This window comes from Methylobacterium indicum (assembly GCF_001043895.1).
GTDB classification, from domain to species: domain Bacteria; phylum Pseudomonadota; class Alphaproteobacteria; order Rhizobiales; family Beijerinckiaceae; genus Methylobacterium; species Methylobacterium indicum.
Window position 1 is genome coordinate 48,778 of record NZ_JTHF01000138.1, and the last position, 23,902, is coordinate 72,679.

Consider the following 23,902-nt stretch of genomic DNA (forward strand, 5'->3'; position numbering starts at 1 on the left):
AAGCCCCCGATCCAGGCCGGATCGAGGGCTCCGCGACGGTGGCGGGGAGCGTGGCTCCCCGCACGATCGACCGCTACCGGGTCTGCTGGATGGCCGAGACCACCCACTGGCCGCCGCGTTCGCGCAGGAACGTCCAGACCTCGGTCGCCTCGGGCGGGTTGGTCTCGACGACCTTGCCGCTGGCACGCTCGATCAGCGCGTCGCGCAGGGTGTAGCGCATCGCCACGGTCGCGTAGTCGACCGGGCCCTCGCGCCAGGCCTCGGCGAGGTCGCCCTGCTGCAGCTTCACGTCGGCGATCTTGTTGACCACGCCGCGGGCGGCGTTGGCCCGGATCTCCTCGCCGAAATAGCCGAACATCTCCGGCGTCGTCAGGCGGCGCAGGGTGGCGGCATCCTCGGCGCCGTAGGCGAGCTGGACCTGGTTGAGGGTGCGCTCGAAGGCGTCGAAATCCTGCGGGCCGATGCCGACCTCGTCGCGCTTGGGCGGGCGGGCCTGCTGCGCCGCAGCGCCACCGCCGAGCATGCCGCCCAGACCGCCACCGAGGCCGCCACCCGTGTTGCCGCCCAGGTTGCCACCCATGCCGCCGAGCGGGCCGCCGGGACCGGAAGCCGGGCCGCTGCGGTTGTAGGCGCCCGCCATGGCCGGCTCGGCCCGGCGGCGGCGGAAGAAGCGCAGGGCCAGCATCACCACGCCGACCAGCAGGCCGACCTGGAGCAGCAGGCCGAGGAACGACGCGATGCCGCCGAGGCCGCCGAAGAAGCCCCCGCCGATCAGCGCGCCGAGCAGGCCCGCGCCGAGCAGGCCCGCGAAGAAGCCGCCGCCGAAGCGACGCTGCGGGGCGGCGGGGGCGCCCATCGACGAGCCGGGCTGGGTCATCGAGCGCTGCATCGGCGCGGGGGCGCCGGGGGCGGTCGTGGTCGGGGCCGGCGCCGAATAGGTGCGGGAGCCGCGCGACCCCATCGAGGAGCCGCTGCCGGGACGCGCCTCGCCGGCCGTCGCCGCCACGGCCATCAGGGCCGCGAGGCCGAAGGCTGCAACCGTTCGGCGGCCGCGGGTGAAGGTGGTCATCATCGGTTCGTCTCGCCTCGTGCCATCACCAGTGGGGGCGCCGTCCGTGGGCGGTGGCCCTTCCCCTGCCGCACATATGGGGGTGCGGGTGGTGCAGTAGAAGGGAGGACACGCCCCGGATGCCGCTCTGGTCGTAACTACACACGATGAAAAGTCACCGATCGGCATCAGATCTGCCAAGCGATAAATTTTTGATCTGGCCGGGATTATCGGGCGACGGCACTTCGTTGCGGGCGCCGCTCCTCTGCCGCCGGGAAGGTCAGGCGGATCGACGTCCCCTCGCCGGGGGTGCTGCGCAGCGCCACGGCGCCGTTCTGGCGCTTGACCACCGCGTTGAGGATGGCGAGGCCGGTGCCGCGCCCGGGCTCGCGCGTGGTGAAGAAGGGCTCCAGCGCCCGGCCCAGCACCTCCGGCGGCATGCCGGTGCCGGTATCCGCCACCGTCAGCGCCACGTGGCGCCCGGCCGATCCGTCCGCCGCCACGCCCTCGCCGCCGTGGTTGCGGGTCTCGATCGTGACGCGACCGCCCGTCGGCATCGCCTCGGCGGCGTTGCGCAGCAGGATCTGCAGGATCAGCTCGGTCTGGACCGGGTCGATGCAGGCGATCCACAGGTCGTCGGCGAGATCGAGATCGAGGGCGATGGTCTCGCCCAGCACGGCGTCCACCCGTGTCCGATGCTCCCGCAGCAGCCCGTTGAGATCGACCGGGCGCGGCTCGGGCCGGTGCTTGCGCGAGAAGGCCAGGAGGTGGCGGGTGAGCGTCGAGGCACGCTCGGCGGCATCGGTCGAGCGGGTCAGCGCCCGCTGCACGAAGGCGTCCGGGTGCTCGCCGAGGCGCCGCCGCAGGCCGTCGACGTAGCCGACGAGGATCTGCAGCAGGTTGTTGAACTCGTGCGCGACGCCGTTGGTGAGCTGGCCGAGCGCCTCGCGGCGCTGCGCCAGGCCGAGGGCCGCCTCGAGGTCGCGGCAGCGGGAGGTCTCGACGAGCTGCACCAGGGACGCGCCGCCCTCCCCGCCCGTCGGCGAGAGGTGGAGGGCGATCCACAGCGTCGCGCCGTCGCGGCGGCGCATCATTACCTCGGCGCTGGCCGGTCCACGACCGCTCAGGTGCGCGCGCAAAGCCGCCTCGGCCTCCGGATCGGCCGCGAGCGCCGCGATCCTGTCCGGGATCCCGCCCAGCAGGGCCTCGGTCGCCGGGTTGGCGAAGAGCACCGCCCCGTCGGGACCGGGCTCGACCAGCAGGGAAGGCAGCGGCGACGCCGCGAGAGCCGCGCGCAGAAGCACGGAGACCTTGGGCCCGGGGCTCTCGGGCGTCTCAGCCGGCACGGGCGGGGCCTCCGTGATGGCGCGGCCGGGGCCGCCCGCCCGGCGGCCGCGTCGTCTGCGCGTTCTGACACAGCACTCTAGAGCAAGTCCCGGCGTGGTGAAAACGGGTCGGGCAACGGCGTAACGGTCACGGCTCGGGCGACGAGGCCGCTTCGCCCCGACCGTCATCGTCGACGAGGACGGTCGGCCCGAAGATCGCCTCGAAGCGCCCGCGCAGCACGGCGTCGACTTCCGGCAGGGTCACCGGCCGGCCGAGATCGACGAGACTCGTCACACCGTGCTCGCGCACGCCGCAGGGTACGATACCGGAGAAGTGCGTCAGGTCCGGCTCGACGTTCAGGCTGATGCCGTGGAAGGTCGTCCAGCGCCGCACCCGGATGCCGATCGCCGCGATCTTGTCCTCGATGCCAGGCCCCTTCTCCGGCCGGCGCACCCAGACGCCGACCCGGTCCTCCCGGCGCTCGCCCCGCACCGTGAAGGCGTCGAGCGTCGCGATCAGCCAGGCCTCCAGGGCGGCCACGTAGGCGCGCAGGTCCGGCCGCCGCCGGTTGAGATCGAGCATCACGTAGGCCACGCGCTGCCCGGGCCCATGATAGGTGTACTGCCCGCCCCGCCCGGTGCGGTGGACCGGAAATCGCTCCGGCGCGACGAGGTCGGCCTCCCTCGCCGAGGTGCCGGCGGTGTAGAGCGGCGGGTGCTCGACGAGCCACACCCGTTCGAGGGCGCGGCCCTCGGCGATCGCCGCCGCCCGCGCCTCCATGGCGGCCTCCGCCTCGCGGTAGTCGAGGAGCGTGTCGCGCACGACCCATTCGACGGGAGGGCTCCCGGGTGCGGCCATCAGGCTGCCCGGGGCGGTTCCGAGCCGGTCGTTTACCAAGGCTTCACCATAAGATCGGATTGTCGGGGTATTGGTTCGTGGTCAGGGTGGGTCTGTCCGTTGGCGGTTCTCGACATTCTCAAGGTTGACCTCGCGGTGGTGCTCGGGCGGACCCGGATGCCGATCCACATGCTGCTGCGCATGGGCCGCGGCGCGGTGATCGAGCTCGATTCAACCGACAGCGATATGGTCGAGATCCTCGCCAACAACCACCCGATCGCCCGCGGCCAGATCGTGGTCACGGGCAACCGCATCTCCGTGGAGGTGACCGAGCTGATCCGCAAGGCCGAGGTGGTGCGCGAGCCCGGCATCCGCATCGGCGACGGCGGCGCCGCCTTCCTGGGCGCCCTGTCGGACGCGCTCTGACGAGAATGTTTGCCAGATCCGCATCGGGGCGCTTGCGTCCCCCGGGGGGGACTGGTATTCGCAGCCTCGCTTCGGACGGGTTTCACCCCCGCCCCGCCGCTCCCGGCGAGACGAAGCGATCCGCGGCCGTGGCGGAATTGGTAGACGCGCTAGCTTGAGGTGCTAGTTGGGCAACCAGTGGAGGTTCGAGTCCTCTCGGCCGCACCATCTCTCTCCTGAGGTCATCGACCGAACTCAGATGAGATGGAGATAGGCTCTGGTCGAAGTATCGCGACTGAGCTCGGGATGCATGACATTACGGATTGCTCATGCGTAATTTTTGATGCAGATGGGTGTTGATCGAATTTGAGAAAATCTGGATCGTTTTGATATTCAGCAAACTCCGCGGCCGTGGCGGAATTGGTAGACGCGCTAGCTTGAGGTGCTAGTTGGGCAACCAGTGGAGGTTCGAGTCCTCTCGGCCGCACCATCCTGCCTTTGAGGCAAGATGATCGGAATTCTTAAATAGCAAAATATATGAGATGAGGCGCGGGCGTGCTTGCACGACCCGCGATGCCGTGCTTCGACAAGACCATACGGATCGAAACCATCCTGCCGATCGCCTACCGGAGCGACAGCGACACATCGGGAGGCATCACTGGGGATCACATCGCAACTTTGCGTGCGGACCATAGAGCCTCCAGGATGCTTCCAGCACGAAGGCCGAGCGCACGAACTGAACCGATCCATGAGCGTCTGTCCGGAATCACGCTGATTGCTGGCAGAGCTTTCCGAGCATGATGCGGACCGAGGCAGGGCGCAGGAAAGCCAGTGCCTTGCGGGTGCGGCACGCCCAATCCTTCGCCAGCCGTCGGCATCGCTCGAGCCAGCCGATCGTCCGCTCGACGATCCAACGCCTGGGCAGGACCTCGAACCCGACCGCCTCCTGATCCGAACGTTTGTCGATCTCCACCGTCACGGACCGGCACACCCGTTCCAAAGCCTCCCGGAACGCCGGCCCCCGGTAACCGCCCTCCGCATACGGCGTCGGCAGGAACGGGCAGAGGCTCGAGAGCGTCGTCATGACCCATACGCCGCCGTCGCGATCCTGGGCGTCAGCCGGATGCACCAGGGCGGCATCAGCAGACCTTGGGTGTCGACGAGGAGATGGCGCTTCTTGCCCTCGATCTTCTTACCGTTGACTTCTTGCCCGCGTCGCAACCGAACGGGTCGATCGTGCGCCCCCTTTTTCCGCGCTTCTTGACGCTCCGGCTGTCAACGATCGCTGCCGTAGGACCGGCCTCGCGCCCGGCCTGCTCGCGGCAGAGGACGTACGGGGCATGATGGATGCGCAGAATGGTCCCGTCGCGATCCCGGAGATCGAAGGAGCCGTGAACCGTCGAGCGCGGCGGAAGATATCTTGGAATGGCACGCCATTGGCATCCCGTGCCAAGACCATACGTCAAGCCATCGACAATCTCGCGCAGATCGACCGTGCGTTTGTTCCCTCCGCGTCGGGCCGGCGGGATCAGCGGAGCGACAAGCGTCCACTCCTCACCCGTCGGATCGGTGGGATTGCGAAGCTTGCCGCGGTCGTACCGCCGCCGCCATGATCCTCGTCAGACGACTCGCCCGCGCCTCAGGAAGCGGGGTCTTAGTTGAGGAAGCGCGGCACCACGAAGCGGATGCCCAGGAGGCCGATCAGCGCCATCACGCCACTGACAATGAGCACGAACATGATGTCGGCATCCGACCCGTAACCTGGATAGAAAGCCGATCGGCACACTTTGACGATGTGCATGAGCGGATTCAATTGTACGTAATCATAAATGATGGCCGGCATAGCCTCAACCACGATGACCGTACCGCTAGTAAAATACATAATGAGGATGGGGACGATGACAACTATTAGCCACTGAGGAAAAATCTGCGAAATAAAAACATTGAAAAGTCCGAATCCCATTGCGAAAAAAAGCGCGAGAAGCATGGATTCGCAGAAAGCCAAGGAGTCTCTGGGGATAATATGAGCACCGCAACACGCCGCAATCAAGAATACCATAAAAATGCTCAGGCTACTTGTACAGACTTCGACGAGCGCGCGCGACATTACGACATCGAAGAATTTGACCTGAGGAAAATAAACAAGCTGTTTATTTGCCAGCGGGCCCTCCATCATCTTCCTGGACATATAGTTGATGATAATGTAGGGAGATAGGCCGGAGACGGCAAACAATACGATACTGTCACCAAGCGGCGTCGGCTTTTTCATGACAACGTAGGCGGCGGTGATGACAAGGATGTGGGCACACGGCCACAAGACCGCGATGCTGTAACCCCACATCGTCCCGCCGAAGCGGGTCCGGATGTCGCGCAGCATGAGCGCGCCCAGCACGTCCAGCTGGACTTCGAGCGCCGACTTCGCCTGGTACGCCATCCTTCACTCCCGCGGGGCAAGACGCGACGCGACGCGCGCCTTCGGCCCAGATCCGTTCTCGTGCTGCGCCTAGGCCGACAATACGGCAACCGGGTGACCGGCCGTCGTCAGGCCTCCTCGGCGCCGGACAAACCTCTGGCCTCGCCGTGGTAGGCGCGGTTCGGGCGCATGTCGACGGCGGAGGCCATGCGGTTCGACATGTTGAAGAAGCTCGCCACGGCGGAGATGTCCCAGAGGTCGCGCTCCGAGAAGCCGACGTCCCGCAGGGCGTCGCGGTCCTCCTCCTCGATCGTCCAGGGCGCCTCGGTCAGCGCCACGGCGAAGTCGAGCATCGCGCGGTGGCGCGGCGAGAGAGCGGCGGCGCGGTAGTTCATCACCAGCATCTCGGCGAGCACCGGGTCGCCCGAAAGGCTGCGCACGGCGGCGCCGTGGGCGGTGAGGCAGTAGTAGCAGCGGTTCACGCTGGAGACCGCGACCGCGATCATCTCGCGTTCCAGCTTCGACAGGCCCGAGGGCGCCAGCATCAGGTCGTTGTAGAGCGCCGCGAACGCCTCGAGCTTGGCGCTGTCGTGGGCGTAGGCCAGGAGCACGTTCGGCACGTAGCCGATCTTTTCCCGGCACTTGTCGAAATAGGCCCGCATCGCGGGCGACAGGTCCGGCGAGGGGGACAAATCGAGGGCCATCACGGTGCCCTCCATCTCCTGCCGGGCCGGCCGCTCGCCGATCTCGGGCTTCTCCCCCGCCTTCTTCCTGCCGCCGCTCATGCCCGTGCCCTCCCGGTGATCGTGCCTCAGCTATAGGCAGTTTGCCTCGGGCAGGCGAGGCCGGGCTTGCGGGGGCCGAGACGCTGTGCCACCGCTCCGGCCCTCAACCTCGGCAGAGGACGAGCAGAAGAGGAAGGCCAGACATGGAACCTTCGACCGCGACCGCGACCGCCGAAGCGAAAGCCAGCCGGACCGACCTGATCGCCGCAGCGGCGGCCCTGGCCGAGGACAGGGGCGGACCCGGCGGCTTCGTCCGCGACCTGTTCGGCCGCGTCGCGCCCGAGGACCTCACCGCCTACGCGCCCGACGACCTGGCCGATCTGGCACTCGCCGCCCGCCGGCACCTCGCCGCGGCGCGGCCCGGCCGCGGAACGGATGCGGTGCGGCTCTCGAACGTCGAGGTCACGCAGGGCGGGCGCCGGCGCGACCTCACGGTGGTGGAGGCGGTCAACGCCAACCGGCCGTTCCTGCTCGATTCGACCCTCGCCGAACTCGTCGCCCGCGGCTACCGGCCCCGCCTCGTCGCCCATCCGATCCTCGGCGTCGAGCGCGACGGCGAAGGCGCCCTGGTGCAGGTCGTCGGCGAGACGACGGCGCAGGAGACCCGCGGCGGGGCCGGCGGCGAGATCGATGCGGGAGGCTTGGCCCGCGAGAGCTTCATCCACGTCCATCTCGACCGCATCGACGACGAGGCGGCCCAGGCGGCGCTCCAGGCCGGCCTGACCCGGATCTACGCGGACGTCGCCGTGACGGCGGCCGATCACGCCGCCATGGTCGAGCGCCTGGCCCAAGCGGCGGCATCCTATGCGGATGCGCCCTCCCCCCTGGCGCCCGAGGAGCGGGAGGAGGCCCGCGCCTTCCTCGACTGGCTGCGCGACGGGCATTTCGTGCTGCTGGGCCTGCGCGAGTACCGCGACGCGGGCGCCGCCGACCATGCCGGCGTGCCCGGCAGCGGGCTCGGCCTCCTGCGCGACCCCGCCGTCGAGGTGCTGCGGCGCGGCGACGCCATGGTGGCGGTGACGCCCGAGATCCGTGCCTTCCTGGAAGGGCCGGAGGCCCTCATGGTCACCAAGGCGAGCCTGCGCTCGCGGGTGCGCCGGCAGGCCCATCTCGACATGGTGGCGATCAAGCTGTTCACCGGCGACGGCGGGCTGGCGGGCGAATTGCGCCTCGTCGGCCTGTTCACCGGCAGCGCCTATGCGAGCCGGGCCGAGGAGGTGCCGTATCTGCGCCGCAAGGTGGCGGCGGTGCTGCGCAAGGCCGGCCTCGACCCGACGAGCCATGCCGGGCGCTCGCTCGTCCACATCCTCGAGACCTATCCGCGCGACGACCTCTTTCAGATCGAGCCCGGCCTGCTCCTGCGCTTCGCGCTGGCCATCGTGTCGCTCGCCGACCGGCCGCGGGTGCGGGTGCTGGCGCGGCCCGACAAGTTCGGCCGCTTCGTCTCGCTGATCGCCTACCTGCCGAAGGATCGGACCGACGCCCGGCTCCAGGCCCGGATCGGCGCCTACCTGGCCGAGGCCCTCGGCGGGCGTCTCTCGACCATCGCGCCGGATTATCCCGAGGGGCCGCTCGCCCGCCTCCACGTCATCGTGGCGACGCCCGGCGCGCCGCCGGAGGAGATCGATGCGGCCGCGCTCGAGGCCGGCATCGCGGAGCTGGCCCGCACCTGGGCCGATGCGCTGCGCGAGGCCCTGTCCGAGGCCCGCGGCGGCGACGCCCGCGGCCTCGCGGCGGTCTATGCCGACGCCTTCCCGGCGGGCTACCGCGAGATGTATGCCGGCGCCCAGGCGCTGCCCGACATCGCCATCCTGGAGCGGATCTCGGAGGCCCAGCCTCGGGCGGTCGACCTCTTCCGCCGCCCCGGCGACCCCGAGACCCGCATCGGCCTCAAGGTGTTTTCCCGCGGCGCGGCGCTCCCCCTCTCCGAGCGGGTGCCGGTCCTGGAGAATCTCGGCTTCCGGGTCATCGACGAGCGCTCCTACCGCCTCAAGCCCGAGGGCGCCGGCGCCCGGGTCTACCTGCACGACATGGTGCTGGAACGGGCCGGCGGCGGGACGGTCGACGTGGCGTCGGTCGAGGGACCGGTCGAGGCGGCGCTGCTCGCCCTCGCCCGAGAGCTGGCCGAATCGGACGCCTATAACCGCCTGGTGCTGGAAGCCGGGCTCGGCTGGCGCGACGTCGCGCTGATCCGGGCGCTGGGACGCTACCTGCGCCAGCTGCGCATCCGCTACGGCCAGGACTACCTCGCGGCGACGCTCGCCCGGCACCCCGCCCTCGCCCGGCGGCTGGTAGCCCTGTTCTACGCCCGCTTCGACCCCCGCCGCGACGGCGACCGGTCGGGGGCCCAGGAGGCGATACGGGCCGAGATCGAGGCGGATCTCGGCGGCGTCACCAGCCTCGACGAGGACCGGATCCTGCGCCGGTTCGTCAACCTGGTGGAGGCGGCGCAGCGCACGAACTTCTTCCAGATCGGCCGCAACGGCCTGCCGCCCGAGACCATCGCGTTCAAGTTCCGCTGCGCGAAGGTCGACGGGATGCCCCTGCCCCGGCCCCTGTTCGAGGTCTTCGTCTACTCGCCGCGCGTCGAGGGCGTGCACCTGCGCTTCGGCTACATCGCCCGGGGCGGCCTGCGCTGGTCGGACCGGCCGGAGGACTTCCGGACCGAGGTGCTGGGCCTCGTGAAGGCGCAGCAGGTCAAGAACGCCGTGATCGTGCCGGTCGGCGCCAAGGGCGGGTTCTTCCCCAAGCGCCTGCCCCCGGCCTCCGACCGCCAAGCCTGGATGCAGGAGGGCACCGAGAGCTACCGGATCTTCATCCGCACGCTGCTCTCGCTCACCGACAACATCGTCGACGGAGCGATCGTCCCCCCGGCCTCGACCGTGCGGCACGACGAGGACGACGCCTACCTGGTGGTCGCCGCCGACAAGGGCACCGCGACCTTCTCGGACGTCGCCAACGCCCTGTCGCTGGAGGCCCATCACTGGCTCGGCGACGCCTTCGCGTCGGGCGGCAGCCAGGGCTACGACCACAAGGCGATGGGCATCACCGCCCGCGGCGCCTGGGAGGCGGTGAAGCGCCACTTCCGCGAGGTCGACATCGACATCCAGGCCGAGCCGGTCACGGTGGCGGGCGTCGGCGACATGTCGGGCGACGTGTTCGGCAACGGCATGCTGCTGTCGCGCTGCCTGAAGCTCGTCGCCGCCTTCGACCACCGCGACATCTTCCTCGATCCCGATCCCGATCCGGCCGCGGCCTTCGCCGAGCGCCAGCGCCTGTTCGATCTGCCGCGTTCGTCCTGGGCCGATTACGACCGGCAGAAAATCTCGGCCGGCGGCGGGGTCTTCTCGCGCCAGGCCAAGACCGTGCCGTTGTCGCCCCAGATGCGGGCCCGCCTCGGGCTCGACCAGGCCGAGGCGACGCCGGCGGACGTGATGCAGGCGATCCTGCGCGCGCCCGTCGATCTCCTGTGGTTCGGCGGCATCGGCACCTACGTGCGCGCCACCTCGGAGAGCGACGACGAGGCCGGCGACCGGGCGAACGACGCCATCCGCATCACCGGCGCGGAGCTGCGCGCCCGGGTGGTGGGCGAGGGCGCCAATCTCGGGCTCACCCAGCGCGGCCGCATCGAGGCGGCGCGGCGCGGGGTGCGCCTCAACACAGACGCGATCGACAACTCGGCCGGGGTCAACACCTCGGATGTCGAGGTCAACATCAAGATCGCGCTCGCCACGCCCGAGCGCGACGGCCGCCTGAGCCCGGAGAGCCGCAACGCGCTCCTCTCCGGCATGACCGAGGCGGTGGCCGACCTGGTCTTGAGGAACAACCAGCTCCAGACGCTGGCCCTGTCCCTCGCCCAGCGCTCGGCGGCCGCCGAGACCGGCTTCGCCGCCCGGCTGATGCAGACCCTGGAGGCCGACGGACGCCTCGACCGCACCGTCGAGTATCTGCCCTCGGACGCCACCCTGGCCGAGCGGGCGCAGGGCGGCGAGGGCCTGACCCGGCCCGAACTGGCGGTCCTGCTCGCCTACGCCAAGCTGTCGCTCAAGGACGCGCTCCTCGACAGCGCGGTGCCGGACGATCCCTACCTCGCCCGCGAGCTGGAGCGCTCCTTCCCGCCGGTGCTGGTGGCGCGCTACCCGGACGCGGTGCAGGGCCATCGGCTGCGCCGCGAGATCATCGCCACGAGCCTTGCCAACGCCATCGTCAACCGTGGCGGGCCGACCATCGTCAGCCGGCTCGCCGACGAGACCGGCGCCGAGGCTCCGGCCATCGCCGCCGCTTACGCGGTGACCCGCGACGCCTTCGGGCTGATCGACCTCAACAAGGCGGTCGATGCCCTCGACGGCGCGATCTCCGGCGACCAGCAGCTCGCCCTCTACGCCGAATTGCAGGACCTGCTGCGCCAGCGCATGGTCTGGTTCATCCGCAACGGCGAGGCCGCGTCCGGCGGCATCGAGGCGGCGGTGCAGCGCTACCGCGACGGCATCGCGGCGGTCTCGCGGGCCCTGCCGGGCGCCCTCCCCCCTGCGGCCGCCGAGGCCCTGGCCCGGCGGATCCGGGCCTTGGCCGACCACGGCGTGCCGGAGGAGCTGGCTTCCCGCCTCGCCGCGCTCGGCGAGCTCGGCGCGGCGCCCGACATCGTCGAGGTCGCCGAGGCGACCGGGCGTCCGCCGGCCGCCATCGCCGCGACCCACTTCGCGCTGGCCGACCTGTTCCGCCTCAACGCGCTCTCGGCCGCCGCCCGGGCGGTGCCGGTGGCCGACACCTTCGACCGCATTGCGCTGGAGCGGGCGGTGGCCGGCATCGCCTCGGCCCACCGGGCGCTCACCGCCGAGGCCGCGGCGTTCGACGCCGAGGGCGCCGCCGCGGTCGAGGCCTGGAGCCAGGCCCGCGGCGCCTCCCTCGCCCGCATCCGCACGGCGGTCGCGGCCATCGCCGCCTCGGGCCTCACGGTGTCGAAGGTCTCGGTGGCGGCGAGCCTGCTGGGGGATCTCGCCCGGCAGGATCCCGTCAAGCAGGATCCTGCGCGGCCGTGACGGGAGTGCCGGAATTCGGGGCGGACTTTCGGGCCCGCTTCGCGGATCTGGTTGCGTGGCGCCGCGACGTGCGGCGCTTCCGCACCGATCCCGTGCCGGAGGATGCCCTGCGGGACTGCCTGGCGCTCGCGTGCCTCAGCCCCTCGGTCGGCAACAGCCAGCCCTGGCGCTTCGTGCGGGTCTCTCAGTCGGCGCGCCGCGCCGCCGTCGCGGCAAGCTTCTCGCGCTGCAACGAATCCGCGGCCGTGGGCTACGACGACGAGCGCGCCGTCGCCTATCGCCGCCTCAAGCTCGCGGGCCTGCGCGAGGCGCCGGTCCACCTCGCCGTCTTCTGCGACGAGGCGACGGCGGCCGGCCACGGGCTCGGCCGCGCCACCATGCCGGAGATGCTGCGCTATTCCGTCGTCACGGCGATCCACACCTTCTGGCTCGCCGCCCGGGCCCACGGCCTCGGCGTCGGCTGGGTCTCGATCCTGTGCCCCGAGGAGGTGACGGGCGTCCTCGACGTGCCCGCCGCCTGGCGGCTCGTCGCCTATCTGTGCGTCGGCTACCCGGCCGAGGAGCACGCCGACCCGGAACTGGTGCGGCACGGCTGGCAGGCGCGCGAGACGAGAACCGCGATGCTGGAGCGGTGAGCCGGGCGCAGGCCTGGGCTGCGCTCGCCACGGCTACATACATACCAGTATGTACAATAGAAGGATCGTGGCTGCCGACGCGGCCCCGGAGACCCCTCCCATGCCCCTGGTCACCATCACCCTGAAGCGGAACCGTCCGGCGGACGAGCGCCGCGCCATCGCGGATGCCGTCCATGCCGCCCTGGTCGGCAGCATCGGCATCCCGGCCGACGACCGGTTCCAGGTCGTCTCGAGCCAATTCGACGACGTGATCTACGATCCCGCCTATCTCGGCATCCACCGCACCGACGACCTGGTGATGATCCAGGTCCATCTCTCGACCGGGCGCAGCGTCACGCAGAAGAAGGCCCTGTTCGCCGCCATCGCCGAAAAACTCGGCGCGCTCGGCCTTCGACCCGAGGACGTGCTCGTGACCCTGGTCGAGATCGCCCGGGAGAATTGGTCGTTCGGCCACGGGCTTGCCACCTATGCCGACGTTCCGCCGCCGCATCTGGCGGGATCCGCGGTCTGACGGCTGGCCGGGCGGCACCCGACGCGGCATATCGTGTCCGACGTCGCAAGGCCGTTCGGGACGAGGCGAAGCGCGGGAAGTTCCCTCTCCCCGCGCCACGCCTTGATCCGGACAGCGCCGCCGACGGCGAGAGACACGACATGGCACGGCCAGGATCATCGAAGCGCGAGGCGATCGTCGCGGCGGCAAAAGCGCTGTTGTGGGAGCGCGGCTACGAGGCGACGAGCCCGCGGGACGTGCTCGACCGCAGCGGCGCCGGCCAGGGCAGCCTCTATCACCATTTTTCCGGCAAGCGGGAGGTGGCGGCGGCGGCGCTCGCCGAGATGGCCGAGGAGGAGATCGCGGCGATCGACAGGCTGTTCGCGCCCGATTCGCCGCCCCTCGACCGGGTCCACGCCTACCTGACCCGGGAGCGGCAGGCCCTGCGCGGCTGCCGCTTGGCGCGCCTCGCCAACGAGGCGGCGATGGAGGAACCGGCCCTGCGCGAGCCGGTCGCGGCCTATCTCGGCCATATCCAGGCCTCGCTGCGGGCGAGCCTGGAGGAAGCGAAGGCGGCGGGTACTCTCCTGCCCGGCATCGAGCCCGCGGCGCTGGCCGCCGCCCTGCTGGCGATCGTCGAGGGCGGCTACGTGCTCGCCCGCGTGCACTGGGACGCGGACGCGATGCGCGCGGCGATCGACGGCGGCGTGCAGCTCCTCGCCGCCATCTCCCGCCCTCAGCCGTGAGCCTGGGCCGCCGCCAGGATGCCGACGCCGACCGCGATGACGCCGATGCCGAGAATCATCAGCGGCGTCACCGGCTCGCCGAACAGGATGGCGCCGCCGAGCGCCGCGCCGACCATGCCGACGCCGGCCCAGATCGCGTAGACGATCCCGATCGGCAGCATGTCCATGCTGCTCGACATCAGCCACAGGGCGGTGCCGTAGCCCAGCGCCACCAGCACGGTCGGCCCCGGGCGGGTGAGCCCGTCGGCGGCCTTGAGGGCGAGCGTCGCGGTGATCTCGGCGCCGATCGCCACCGCGAGGATCAGGAACGGGTTCATGCGCTTGCCGTCAGCGGCAGGTCCGGCGACGGCGCCGGGGCGACGAACATCTCGAGGTCGTCGGCGAATTGCTCGGCGATCTCGGGAGCGTTCTCCAGGCAGACCTTCAGGTAGTCGGTGAAGGCCGGCGGCGGCGCCAGCCCCTCGGCCAGCAGCCGCTCGTTCGAGAAGGTCAGGTCGAGGGAGCAGAAGGCGTAGTAGGCGCGCACCGCCCGCAGCATCGCCTGCTTGAGGGCGCCGTCGAGGCCGAAGGTCTCGGCGAAACGGCGCCGCAGCAGCGCCCGGTCGGCGGCGAGGTCGAAGCGGCTGAAGTCGTCGCGCGGGCCGCCCGCCGGGTCGGCCGCCGCGAAGGCCTGCATCAGGTCGTCCCAGCGCGAGCGGGCGCCGGCCCCGGCCGAGATGTGATAGAGGCTGTGGGCGAGCGTCGGCTTGCGCAGGAGGCCGAGAAGGCTGTCGGCGACCCAGTCGACCGGCACGATGTCGACGGCGCTCTCGGGCGCGCAGGGCACCAGGCGCAGGCGGTCGGCGGCGCGGATCACCCACAGGATGCTGGAGCTCGGCGCGGCCCCCAGCGTGGAGTGGCCGACCACGATCGAGGGGCGCGCCACCACGATCGGCAGGTCGGCGAAACTCCCGGCGAGCGAGGTCTCGGCCGCCGCCTTCGAAACCGTGTAGGCGACGAGGTGCCGGGCGTCCCGGGACGGATAATCCGCCTCCTCGACGAGGGACGGCGCTTCGGCGCCGCAGATCATCGCGGTGCTGACGTGCAGGAATCGCACGAGGCCCGGCATGCCCCGCGCCCGGCGGGCGAGCGCCAGGGTGCCGTCGTGGTTGGTGCGGCTGACCCGCTCCTCGCCCCACCACGAGGTGTCGGCGGCCAGGTGCAGGACGTGGGTGCAGGAATCGAGACGCGGGTCGGCGTCGAGGTCGGCGCGGGTGAAATCGCCCGGGACCACCTCGACCGCGCGGGCGAGGCGCTGGGCGGTGAACGGGTCGGTGAAGCGCGACAGGCGCGCGGCGATCCGCTGCCGGCCCTGCTCGGCGCTGGTGCAGCGCACGAGGCACACCCACTCGGTGCCGTCGCGCCGGCTCAGGCTCTGATGAAGAACGGCGCCACCCAGAAAGCCGGTTGCACCCGTGAGTAATATCCGTGCCACGCTGGACCTCCCCGCATTCAGGAGAGGTGCCACATGTCAGCGGACAAATAACCCACTTCTGCGGCACCGAACTCGTGTTCATGCAGTATGTTGCCCGGGCGCAACCGTCTATTTCTCCTTATGCTTAGACCATTCGCCGAAAAATCGCGCTAGAAATGCAATAGACACAAACCGATATAGTCCGTCAGGCCTATGATCGGACATACGCCGCCCATCGCCGACCGCGCGATGCGGCGGCAGACATCTTTCAGAAATGTTTGCCTTACGGGATGCGCGGTTCAGGCGCGGCTGAGCAGGTGGGCGAGGAGCGCCCGCAACTGAGCCGGCTTCAACGGCTTGTAGACCAGCTCGCAGCGGGCCGCCCGGACCCGCGCCTCGACCTCCGCCGAGTGGTCGGCGGTGGTGATGACCGCCGGGATGTCGTGGCCGTGGACCGAGCGCAGCCAGGCCACGGTGTCGAGGCCGCAGGCGCCGCCGTCGAGGTGGAAGTCGGCGACGACGACGTCGGGGCTCCAGGTCGTGCCGAGGAGCCGCACCAGGCTCAGGTGGTCGCGGGCCGCGAAGGCGTTGGCGTCCCAGCCGTGGAAGAGCCGCGCCAGGGCCTCGAGCGCCGGCTTGTCGTTCTCGATGAGCGCGATGCGGGCGCCGGTGAGGCTCGTCGGCGGCACCAGCGAGGGGGCGGGCCGCGGCGGTTCCGCGGCACAGGGGGTGAGGTAGAGGCTGAAGCGCGAGCCGTGCCCGACCCGGGATTCGAGGCTCAGCCCGTGGCCGAGCGCCTGGGCCGAGCGGCGCACGATCGACAGGCCGAGGCCCAGCGCGATCTCGCCGTCGACGCTCTCGCGCCCGCCGCGGTGGAATTCCTCGAAGATCAGCTCCTGATCGCTCTCCGGGATGCCGGAGCCCGAATCGACCACGTCGATGCGCACCGCGTCGCCGCGCTTCCTCGCCGCCACCAGCACGCCGCCGGCCGCGGTGTAGCGGATCGCGTTCGAGGCCAGGTTCTGCAGGATGCGCTGGAGCAGCACGAGGTCGCTCTTCACCCAGGTCCGCCCGCCGCGCACCGAGAAGCGCAGGCCCTTGCGGGCGGCGAGCGGCCCGAAGCTCGCCTCCAGGCTCTCCAGCACGTCGGCCACCAGGACCGGGCGCACCACCGGCTGGATCAGGCCGGCATCGAGCTTGGAGATGTCGAGGAGCGTCTTGATCAGGTCCTCGATGGTCTGGAGACCGCGCTCGACCTGGCCGACGATGCCGCGGGCCTCCGGCCCTACCGGCATGTCGGCGAGCGCCGACAGCGACAGCCGCGCGGCGTTGAGCGGCTGCAGCAGGTCGTGGCTCGCGGCGGTGAGGAAGCGGGTCTTCGAGCTGTTGGCGCGCTCGGCCTCCTCCTTGGCGGCGGTGAGCGCCTGGTTCGAGCGCTCGAGGCTGCGCATCAGCGCGGTCAGCTCCTCGGTGCGGGTGCGGACCTGGCCCTCGAGGGTGATGGCGGTCTGGAACAGCGAGTAGGCGCTGCCGCGCTGGTCCATCCGGCGCTCGACCTGGGACATCAGCGCGGCGTTGATACGCTCGAGCTTGGCCACGCGGGCGCGGAGGGAGACGGCCTCCGCCTCGGCCTCCGCGGCCGGGCGGGGCGGTGCGTCGTCCGGGGTCACGGGCCCGCCGGCCGGCCGATGGCGATGCCCGTAAAAGTCTGGTTCAGGTGCATCGAGCGGTACTGCTCGCCGTAGGTCTCGAAGCCGACGACGTTGTAGTGCCGGTAGAGCTCGGCGATGCTGTGGCGCGCCTGGTGAATCTCGGCGTCGAGGCGGCGCAGCACGCATTCGAAGCCGATCACCAGGTCGACCCCGCCGAGCCGCGCGTCGAGCCGGGCGAGTTCCTCTCGCGTAGCCTCGACGAGATCCTTCTGGCGCGCCAGCGTCAGCACCACCCCGCTCTCGATGGCGCAGTGGAAGCTGAGCGAGCGGTCCGGGTTGAGATGGCGGATCGAGCGGCAGAAATAGTCGCCGCCGACCCGCACCACGAGGGGATGGGCGGCAAAGCTCGTCGGCGTCAGGGCGTCGGGGTCGAGGCCGAGCGCGCTGGCATACTCGACCGCCGCCGGCTCGGCGTTGAGCTCGCGCACGGTGCGCTGCTCCTGGTCGGTCTCGGTGACCACGAACTTGACGCCGGTCGGCTCGAAATTGTCGTTCTTGAAGATCTCGACCGGGAAGTCGGTCTCGATCAGCAGCAGCACCGCGGCCCGGCGATGCACCTGGCCGTCATGGATCAGCGCGGTCTCGGAGAAGGTCAGCTCGTCCCCGGCCGAACCGCCGACCAGGGGCACCCCGTCGAGGCCGTAGCCGACGGCGGCGATCACCGATTCCTCGGCATTGGCGAGCCCGTCGATGAGCGAGATGGCGAAGCGCTGCCCGCCGCGGGAGATCCGCTCGAGATCGGCCCGCAGGGCCCGGATCGAGGATGCGGCGCGCTCGGCGTCGAGGTTGTCGACCGCCTCCAGCACCGCGGAGGCGATGCGGAACCCGTCATGCGGGAAGGCGATCACCACCAGGCCCCGGTCGAGCCCTGCCATCGGGCTGATCTCGCCCGAGGAGGTGCAGCCGGCGATCCGCACGCCCGGAAAGGCCCGGGCGAGGGCCGCGTTGAGGGCGGCGACGCCGTAGACCGGCGAGAAGAAGATCACCAGATGGGCGATGCGGCTGACGTCGAGGGAGGCGGCGACCGCCGCAACGGCAGCCTCGGCCCCGACCGCGTCGGTCCAGGCGGTCTGAATGCCACAGCGATGCGACCGCGTGCGCGTGTCCTGACCCGGCACCGGGCCCGACACTGTCCGCGCAGAACTTCCCCGCGCCAAGGGTCCCCTCCCGTCCTCGCCCGCTCCGGCCGGCTTCGCTCCAGTATGCGGCGCGGAGGGACGGCTGGCAACGGCGGCCACCGGCCTTGCCGAGTTTCCCTTAAGGAAACCACACCGGCGGACAGGTCCCACGTGCCATTTCGGCAAGCTCACCGGAAGCTCGACCGTGGGGAGGTCCCGTATTCGGGGCCTCGCCGGGTGCACAGGCGCGGCCGGTGCGGCGGCCGCGCCTGCGCGTCGGGAACGGCAAGGGCGATCGCCCCCGCGATCGGCGGTCGCGCCGCCCCACGCGACGCGGCCGCCAGATGCCCCGCTCCGTCCCGCCCACTCCGCGGTGAGGATGTCCTTGCGCCGCCGAGGTTGCCCGAGGATAGGACCGGGCCGCCGTCAGCCACCATAGGACCAAGGTGCAGTGATCCGGTTCTTCGCCATACCTCCCTACCAAAGCACGGTGGCTGCTCCCGCGGACGGATGATAACTCTTATCTCGACTTACGGATGCGGCAACAATGTTGCACCGCATCTACGAGTGCGCGCGCCGGGCCGCGGCGCGCCTGCGAGAGGATGATCCGCTGCGATGGTGGGATTGACCGGCCGGGCCCCTGAGGTATCCCTTCCACGGCCGGACGGGGCGCCGACGCCCGTCGCGGAAGGGGCGGACATGCACCTGATCATCGTGGACGATCACCCGCTGTTTCGCGACGCGCTGAGCAGCGCCGTCCGCCTCGCCTTCCCGGCCGCCGAGGTCGAGGAGGCCGACGGCATCGAGAGCGCGTGCGCGGCCCTGTCCCGCGGCCGGTCGATCGACCTCACCCTGCTCGACCTCACCATGCAGGGGGTCAACGGCTTCGACGGGCTGATCGCGATCCGCACCCGCTTCCCGCGCATCCCGGTGCTGGTCGTCTCGGGCCTCGACGATCCGCGCATCGTGCGCGAGGCGCTGTCGCACGGCGCCGCCGGCTTCGTGCCCAAGGCCGCCGGCAAGCCGGTGCTGATCCGCGCCATCACCGACGTGCTCAACGGCGCGATCTTCGTGCCCGAGGGCCTGTCCGGTCCCGCCGAGGCCCCCGGCCGCAAGACCGGCAAGCCGCCGATCGCCGAGCGCATCGCCGAACTGACCCCGCAGCAGGTACGGGTGCTGCTGATGATCCGCCAGGGCAAGCTCAACAAGCAGATCGCCCACGAGCTCGGCGTCGGCGATTCCACCGTCAAGGCCCACGTTTCCGAGATCCTGCGCAAGCTCGGGGTGATCAGCCGAACCCAGATCGTCATCGAGACGGCGAATCTCGACTACGACAACATCATGTCGACCCTGCCGTCGAACTGATCGCCTGGTCGATCGGTCTGTACGGGTTTCATACGCACCGCGTCATTCGGGGGCCGCGTCGCGGAGCCCGAATGACGCGGTGGGCGCCGATACCGTCGGTCGGGCACACCGGCTGCCGGCCGCATCTCCAGGCCGAAACCCGGGTGAAGCCGACGGCACCGCGTCGAACGACGACAGCCGGACCCGGATCCGCCGACCCGAATCCCTACGACGAAAGTCTCATCACGGCGCGGGCGCCCTGTCCCGCGGCCGCATTGGCAGTGCACAAGGTTTCCTTTACCCGAAAGTCGAAGGACGCCGCCGAAGCCTGTTTCAAGCCCGGCGGCACAGCCGGGAGGAACACCCCATGACTGCCGTCCGGAAGCACGGACCCTGGGCCCTCGTGGGCGCGCTCGGGGCCGCCGCCCTCGCCGTGGTGGCGACGCAGCGCGGCGAGAGCATCAACGCCCTCTGGATCGTCGTCGCGGCGGTCTCGGTCTACATGATCGCCTACCGCTACTACTCGCTCTACATCGCCGACCGCATCATGCGGCTCGACCCGACCCGCGAGACCCCGGCGGTCCGGCACAATGACGGGCTCGATTACGTCCCGACCGACAAATACGTCCTGTTCGGCCACCATTTCGCGGCGATCGCCGGCGCCGGCCCGCTGGTCGGCCCGGTGCTCGCCGCGCAGATGGGCTACCTGCCGGGCCTGCTCTGGATCCTCGCCGGCGTCGTGCTGGCCGGCGCCGTGCAGGACTTCATGGTGCTGTTCGTCTCGATGCGCCGCGACGGCCGCTCGCTGGGCGAGCTGATCCGCGCCGAGCTGGGCACCATCCCCGGCATCGTCGCCCTGTTCGGCGCCTTCCTGATCATGGTCATCATCCTGGCGGTGCTGGCGCTCATCGTCGTCAAGGCGCTGGCCGAGAGCCCCTGGGGCACCTTCACGGTGATGGCGACGATCCCGATCGCGCTGCTGATGGGCGTCTATTCGCGCTGGATCCGCCCGGGCCGCATCGGCGAGGTCTCGATCCTCGGCTTCGTGCTGCTGATGGCGGCGATCCTCTGCGGGCAGACCGTCGCCGCCGATCCGACGCTCGCCGCCATGTTCACCTTCACCGGCACGCAGCTGTGCTGGATGCTGATCGGGTACGGCTTCGTCGCCTCGATCCTGCCGGTCTGGCTGCTGCTCGCCCCGCGCGACTACCTCTCGACCTTCCTCAAGATCGGCACCATCGTGGGCCTCGCGCTCGGCATCCTGGTGCTGGCGCCCCATCTCCAGATGCCCGCGGTGACGAAGTTCGTCGACGGCACCGGGCCGGTCTGGTCGGGCTCGCTATTCCCGTTCCTGTTCATCACCATCGCCTGCGGCGCCGTCTCTGGGTTCCACAGCCTGATCTCGTCGGGCACGACGCCGAAGCTGATCGACAACGAGGTCAATGCCCGCTTCATCGGCTATGGCGGCATGCTGATGGAATCCTTCGTCGCCGTGATGGCGCTTGTCGCCGCCACCGTGATCGATCCGGGCGTCTACTTCACCATGAACGCGCCGGCGGCGGTCGTCGGCACCACGCCGGAGAGCGCGTCCGCGGCGGTCACCGCCATGGGCTTCCCGATCTCGGCCGAGACCATCAAGCAGACCGCCGCGGATGTCGGCGAGCACACGGTGATCTCGCGGGCCGGCGGCGCGCCGACGCTCGCGGTCGGCATGGCCCACATCATCTCGAACGTCGTCGGCGGCAAGGCGATGATGGCGTTCTGGTACCACTTCGCCATCCTGTTCGAGGCCCTGTTCATCCTCACCGCCGTCGATGCCGGGACGCGGGCCGGGCGCTTCATGCTCCAGGACCTGATCGGCGTCGCGGTGCCGGCCTTCAAGGACACCTCGTCCTGGGGCCCGAGCATCGTGGCGACAGGTCTCTGCGTCGCGGCCTGGGGCTTCTTCCTCTACCAGGGCGTGACCGACCCGCTGGGCGGCGTGAACACCCTGTGGCCGCTCTTCGGCATCTCGAACCAGATGCTGGCGGCCATCGCGCTCACCCTCTGCACCGTCGTCATCTTCAAGATGAAGCGGGAGCGGTACGCCCTCGTCACCATCGTGCCGACGCTCTGGCTCGTCGCCTGCACGCTCACCGCCGGCCTCCAGAAGGTTTTTTCCGCCGATCCGCGGGTGGGCTTCCTGGCCCATGCCGAGCGCTACGCGACCGCGCTCGCCGAGGGCAAGGTGCTGGCGCCGGCCAAGACCGCCGACCAGATGCGCCAGATCGTGCTCAACGACCGCATCGACGCGGTGCTGGCGCTGGTCTTCGTCGGCGTCGTGGTGGCGATCATCGCCTTCGGCGTGCAGGCCTGCCTCAAGGCCTACCGGGCCGACCGCTGGACCGCCGTCGAGGCCGATCCGCGGGCCGTGCCGATGGCGGCAGAGTAAGGCCGATGGGTGCCGAGACCTTACGGGATCGCTGGGCGACCCTGACGCGCTGCGTCTGCGACGGGGCACGCCTGATGGTCGGACAGGGCAACTACGACACCTACGTCGCCCATATCCGCAAGACCCACCCCGACCAGCAGCCGATGACCGCGACGGAGTTCTTCCGCGAGCGGCAGAACGCCCGCTACGGCGTCGGCGGACGCGGCGGCTTCCGCTGCTGCTGACCGACCTCGCCCGCGCAGGGCCCTTAACCCTGCGCGGGCGAAACAACACGCAATGCCGGACCTTGTTCCCACAAAGACGAAATCCGTTCACGAGTCTTTCAGGATACACCCGTAACGCTTGCGGCGGGATGATGGCGGCGATGTCGCAAGTCGCCGCTCCCTCGACACGATCGGGTAAAGCACGCCTTAACTAGGGCTGATCCGGCAGCATGGCCGCGGCGCGCAATCGGCACGGCTTGGCCGGACGGGACGGTGCTAGAGATGAGGCCCCTCATCGACACCCGCCGTGACACCCGTGGCCACCCTGACACTTCCCGTCGCCGCCCCCTCCGCCCGCCCGGCCATGCCGGCCCTGCTCGGCGACCAGCCGCTGCGCGGCATCGTGCTGGTGGTGATCTCCACCGTCTTCCTGTCCAGCTCCGACGCCACGGCGAAGTACCTCACCGGGCAGCTCTCGGGGATCGAGGTGGCGTGGCTGCGCTATGTCGGCTTCCTCGCCGTGATGCTGGCGGCGGCCGTGGTGCGGGCGCAGCTCAAGCGCGGCGCCACGCCGTTCCGCAGCGCCCGGCCCGGCCTTCAGGTGGTGCGCGGCGTCGCCCTGGTCGGCTCGTCGCTGCTCTTTCTGGCGGGCCTGCGGGTCCTGCCGGTGGCCGAGACCACCGCCATCGCCTTCGTCTCCCCGATCTTCGTCACCGCCCTGTCGATCCCGGTGCTCGGCGAGAAGGTCGGCGCCCGGCGCTGGGCCGCCGCCTTCGTCGGCCTGCTCGGCGTGCTGATCATCGTCCGGCCGGGCACCAGCGCCTTCCAGGCCGCGGCCCTGCTGCCCATCGTCTCGGCCCTGTTCTGGGCCGCCGCCCTCGTCGTCACCCGCAAGATCAACGGCTACGACGCCCCCCAGACGACCATGACCTGGTCGGCGATCGTCGGCTTCGTGATCCTGTCGGCCCTCGTGCCCTTCGTGTGGGAGACCCCGAACCTGAACCAGGTCGCGATCGGCGCCGCCATCGGCTTCATCTCGACCGCCGGCCACTGGATCGTCACCATCGCCTACCGGCACGCCCCGGCCTCGACCCTGGTGCCGTTCTCCTACAGCCAGATCATCTGGGCCGGCCTCCTCGGCTTCCTGTTCTTCGGCACCGTCCCGACCGCCTGGATGGGCCTCGGCGTCCTGGTGATCTGCGGCAGCGGCCTCTACACCGCCCACCGCGAGCGGATGCGCCGCGTCCCGGCTCCGACCGGGGTGCTGCCGGCGGGCGGGGTGCGCTGACCGCACCTCGTCAGGCGCCCGCCGACGCGACGCCCATCAGGCGACCGATCGCATCGGTCGCCTGAATTTTTCGAGGATGTTTCATCGGCGAGCGGCCCCATCTCCCGATTGACCCAATGGCAGCGCAGCCGGACAATCACCAGGGGACGGCGGACCGGCCGTCATGGGCGGAGAAGCGGCGTGAAGTACCTCATCGCCCTGCTTGCCTCATCCTTCACGTCCGTCGGCCTGTTCGAGGCCATCCGAGCGATGCTGTCCGATAGTCTGGCCCCGGGCATCGTTCCCGTTGCGGTAGGGCTGATCGCGTGGTCGGCAATGATCATCCCGCTCGTCTTGCCACCTGTCGAGAGACGGTTCACGGCTGGTCCGCGCTTTGGCTGGCTCGTCTGCGCGCAAGCGGGTCCGTCCCTGGCGATCCGTGACGGCATACCGCTCTGGCGCCTGCCGGGCGGCCACGGCGATCTCGCCCTCGTCGTCCTGCTGTCCATCCCGATGGTCGCCGTGACCCTGCTGACGGCCCGTTGCCTCTTCACGCGAGCGGAGATGGACGCAGCGTTCGATCGCGGCGGCCGGGACGGGAAGGTCGCACAGACCCGGAGGCCTCCACCCGCGTGACCCCGCCCCCAGCC

At 70.4% G+C, this 23,902-nt stretch carries 19 protein-coding genes, 2 tRNA genes and 1 pseudogene; 12 read left to right on the plus strand and 10 right to left on the minus strand.

Going from position 1 to position 23,902, the window contains the following annotated elements; genetic code table 11:
• Positions 1-73: 73 nt before the first annotated feature.
• The 3 genes from QR78_RS17005 to lipB all read right to left on the minus strand — a co-directional run bounded on the left by QR78_RS17005 (position 74) and on the right by lipB (position 3,232).
• Positions 74-1,072 (minus strand): TIM44-like domain-containing protein, encoded by a 999-nt coding sequence (locus QR78_RS17005; protein WP_048428737.1) that lies wholly within the window; start codon positions 1,070-1,072, stop codon positions 74-76.
• A 203-nt stretch (positions 1,073-1,275) separates the two neighbouring features.
• Complete coding sequence (locus QR78_RS17010) at positions 1,276-2,394, minus strand: ATP-binding protein (RefSeq protein WP_048428738.1); 1,119 nt, start codon at positions 2,392-2,394, stop codon at positions 1,276-1,278.
• Positions 2,395-2,521: 127 nt separating this feature from the next.
• Entirely contained in the window at positions 2,522-3,232 is a 711-nt protein-coding gene (lipB, locus tag QR78_RS17015; protein WP_179945804.1) for a lipoyl(octanoyl) transferase LipB, read from the minus strand.
• 99 nt (positions 3,233-3,331) lie between these two features.
• Between lipB and QR78_RS17020 the strand changes: the two genes are divergently transcribed.
• The 3 genes from QR78_RS17020 to QR78_RS17030 all read left to right on the plus strand — a co-directional run bounded on the left by QR78_RS17020 (position 3,332) and on the right by QR78_RS17030 (position 4,106).
• Complete coding sequence (locus QR78_RS17020) at positions 3,332-3,637, plus strand: FliM/FliN family flagellar motor switch protein (RefSeq protein WP_048428740.1); 306 nt, start codon at positions 3,332-3,334, stop codon at positions 3,635-3,637.
• A 122-nt stretch (positions 3,638-3,759) separates the two neighbouring features.
• Positions 3,760-3,844: transfer RNA gene (locus QR78_RS17025), tRNA-Leu, on the plus strand.
• A 177-nt stretch (positions 3,845-4,021) separates the two neighbouring features.
• A tRNA-Leu gene (locus QR78_RS17030) sits at positions 4,022-4,106 on the plus strand.
• A 276-nt stretch (positions 4,107-4,382) separates the two neighbouring features.
• Here QR78_RS17030 and QR78_RS32930 read toward each other — a convergent pair.
• The 3 genes and pseudogenes from QR78_RS32930 to QR78_RS17045 form a co-directional block, all read right to left on the minus strand.
• Positions 4,383-5,223, minus strand: a pseudogene (locus tag QR78_RS32930) (IS5 family transposase); the annotation flags it as partial.
• A 47-nt stretch (positions 5,224-5,270) separates the two neighbouring features.
• Complete coding sequence (locus QR78_RS17040; protein ID WP_048428741.1) at positions 5,271-6,050, minus strand: ABC transporter permease; 780 nt, start codon at positions 6,048-6,050, stop codon at positions 5,271-5,273.
• A gap of 107 nt (positions 6,051-6,157) precedes the next feature.
• The gene (locus tag QR78_RS17045) at positions 6,158-6,748 is read right to left on the minus strand and encodes a peroxidase-related enzyme (protein WP_423793857.1); all 591 of its coding nucleotides are present in this window, start codon (positions 6,746-6,748) and stop codon (positions 6,158-6,160) included.
• A gap of 209 nt (positions 6,749-6,957) precedes the next feature.
• Here QR78_RS17045 and QR78_RS17050 point away from each other — a divergent pair, with 209 nt between their 5' ends.
• The 4 genes from QR78_RS17050 (at position 6,958) to QR78_RS17065 (ending at position 13,724) form a co-directional block, all read left to right on the plus strand.
• Positions 6,958-11,853, plus strand: coding sequence for an NAD-glutamate dehydrogenase (locus QR78_RS17050; RefSeq protein WP_048428743.1), 4,896 nt, complete (start codon positions 6,958-6,960; stop codon positions 11,851-11,853).
• On the plus strand, positions 11,850-12,488 hold the full coding sequence (gene bluB / locus QR78_RS17055; RefSeq protein WP_048428744.1) for a 5,6-dimethylbenzimidazole synthase: 639 nt from the start codon (positions 11,850-11,852) through the stop codon (positions 12,486-12,488). The genes QR78_RS17050 and bluB overlap by 4 nt, the downstream gene beginning before the upstream one ends.
• Positions 12,489-12,588: 100 nt before the next feature.
• A complete protein-coding gene (locus tag QR78_RS17060; protein WP_048428745.1) occupies positions 12,589-12,999 on the plus strand; it encodes a tautomerase family protein in 411 nt (136 codons plus the stop codon).
• Between the two features lie 140 nt (positions 13,000-13,139).
• Entirely contained in the window at positions 13,140-13,724 is a 585-nt protein-coding gene (locus QR78_RS17065; protein WP_048428746.1) for a TetR/AcrR family transcriptional regulator, read from the plus strand.
• Here the strand turns inward: QR78_RS17065 and QR78_RS17070 are convergent.
• The 4 genes from QR78_RS17070 to QR78_RS17085 form a co-directional block, all read right to left on the minus strand.
• Complete coding sequence (locus tag QR78_RS17070) at positions 13,715-14,041, minus strand: DMT family transporter (RefSeq protein WP_048428747.1); 327 nt, start codon at positions 14,039-14,041, stop codon at positions 13,715-13,717. The genes QR78_RS17065 and QR78_RS17070 overlap by 10 nt on opposite strands.
• Complete coding sequence (locus tag QR78_RS17075) at positions 14,038-15,198, minus strand: SDR family oxidoreductase (RefSeq protein WP_048428748.1); 1,161 nt, start codon at positions 15,196-15,198, stop codon at positions 14,038-14,040. The genes QR78_RS17070 and QR78_RS17075 overlap by 4 nt, the downstream gene beginning before the upstream one ends.
• A gap of 278 nt (positions 15,199-15,476) precedes the next feature.
• On the minus strand, positions 15,477-16,742 hold the full coding sequence (locus tag QR78_RS17080) for an ATP-binding response regulator (RefSeq protein WP_089504126.1): 1,266 nt from the start codon (positions 16,740-16,742) through the stop codon (positions 15,477-15,479).
• Between the two features lie 101 nt (positions 16,743-16,843).
• A complete protein-coding gene (locus tag QR78_RS17085) occupies positions 16,844-18,007 on the minus strand; it encodes an FIST N-terminal domain-containing protein (RefSeq protein WP_048428759.1) in 1,164 nt (387 codons plus the stop codon).
• A 699-nt stretch (positions 18,008-18,706) separates the two neighbouring features.
• Here QR78_RS17085 and QR78_RS17090 point away from each other — a divergent pair.
• The 5 genes from QR78_RS17090 to QR78_RS17110 all read left to right on the plus strand — a co-directional run bounded on the left by QR78_RS17090 (position 18,707) and on the right by QR78_RS17110 (position 23,888).
• Positions 18,707-19,372, plus strand: a complete 666-nt coding sequence (locus QR78_RS17090; RefSeq protein WP_089504122.1) for a response regulator — start codon at positions 18,707-18,709, stop codon at positions 19,370-19,372.
• 346 nt (positions 19,373-19,718) lie between these two features.
• Positions 19,719-21,782, plus strand: a complete 2,064-nt coding sequence (locus tag QR78_RS17095) for a carbon starvation CstA family protein (protein WP_048428751.1) — start codon at positions 19,719-19,721, stop codon at positions 21,780-21,782.
• Positions 21,783-21,787: 5 nt separating this feature from the next.
• Complete coding sequence (locus QR78_RS17100) at positions 21,788-22,006, plus strand: YbdD/YjiX family protein (protein WP_048428752.1); 219 nt, start codon at positions 21,788-21,790, stop codon at positions 22,004-22,006.
• 295 nt (positions 22,007-22,301) lie between these two features.
• Complete coding sequence (locus QR78_RS17105) at positions 22,302-23,273, plus strand: DMT family transporter (protein ID WP_048428753.1); 972 nt, start codon at positions 22,302-22,304, stop codon at positions 23,271-23,273.
• A gap of 180 nt (positions 23,274-23,453) precedes the next feature.
• Positions 23,454-23,888 (plus strand): hypothetical protein, encoded by a 435-nt coding sequence (locus QR78_RS17110; RefSeq protein ID WP_048428754.1) that lies wholly within the window; start codon positions 23,454-23,456, stop codon positions 23,886-23,888.
• Positions 23,889-23,902: the final 14 nt, after the last annotated feature.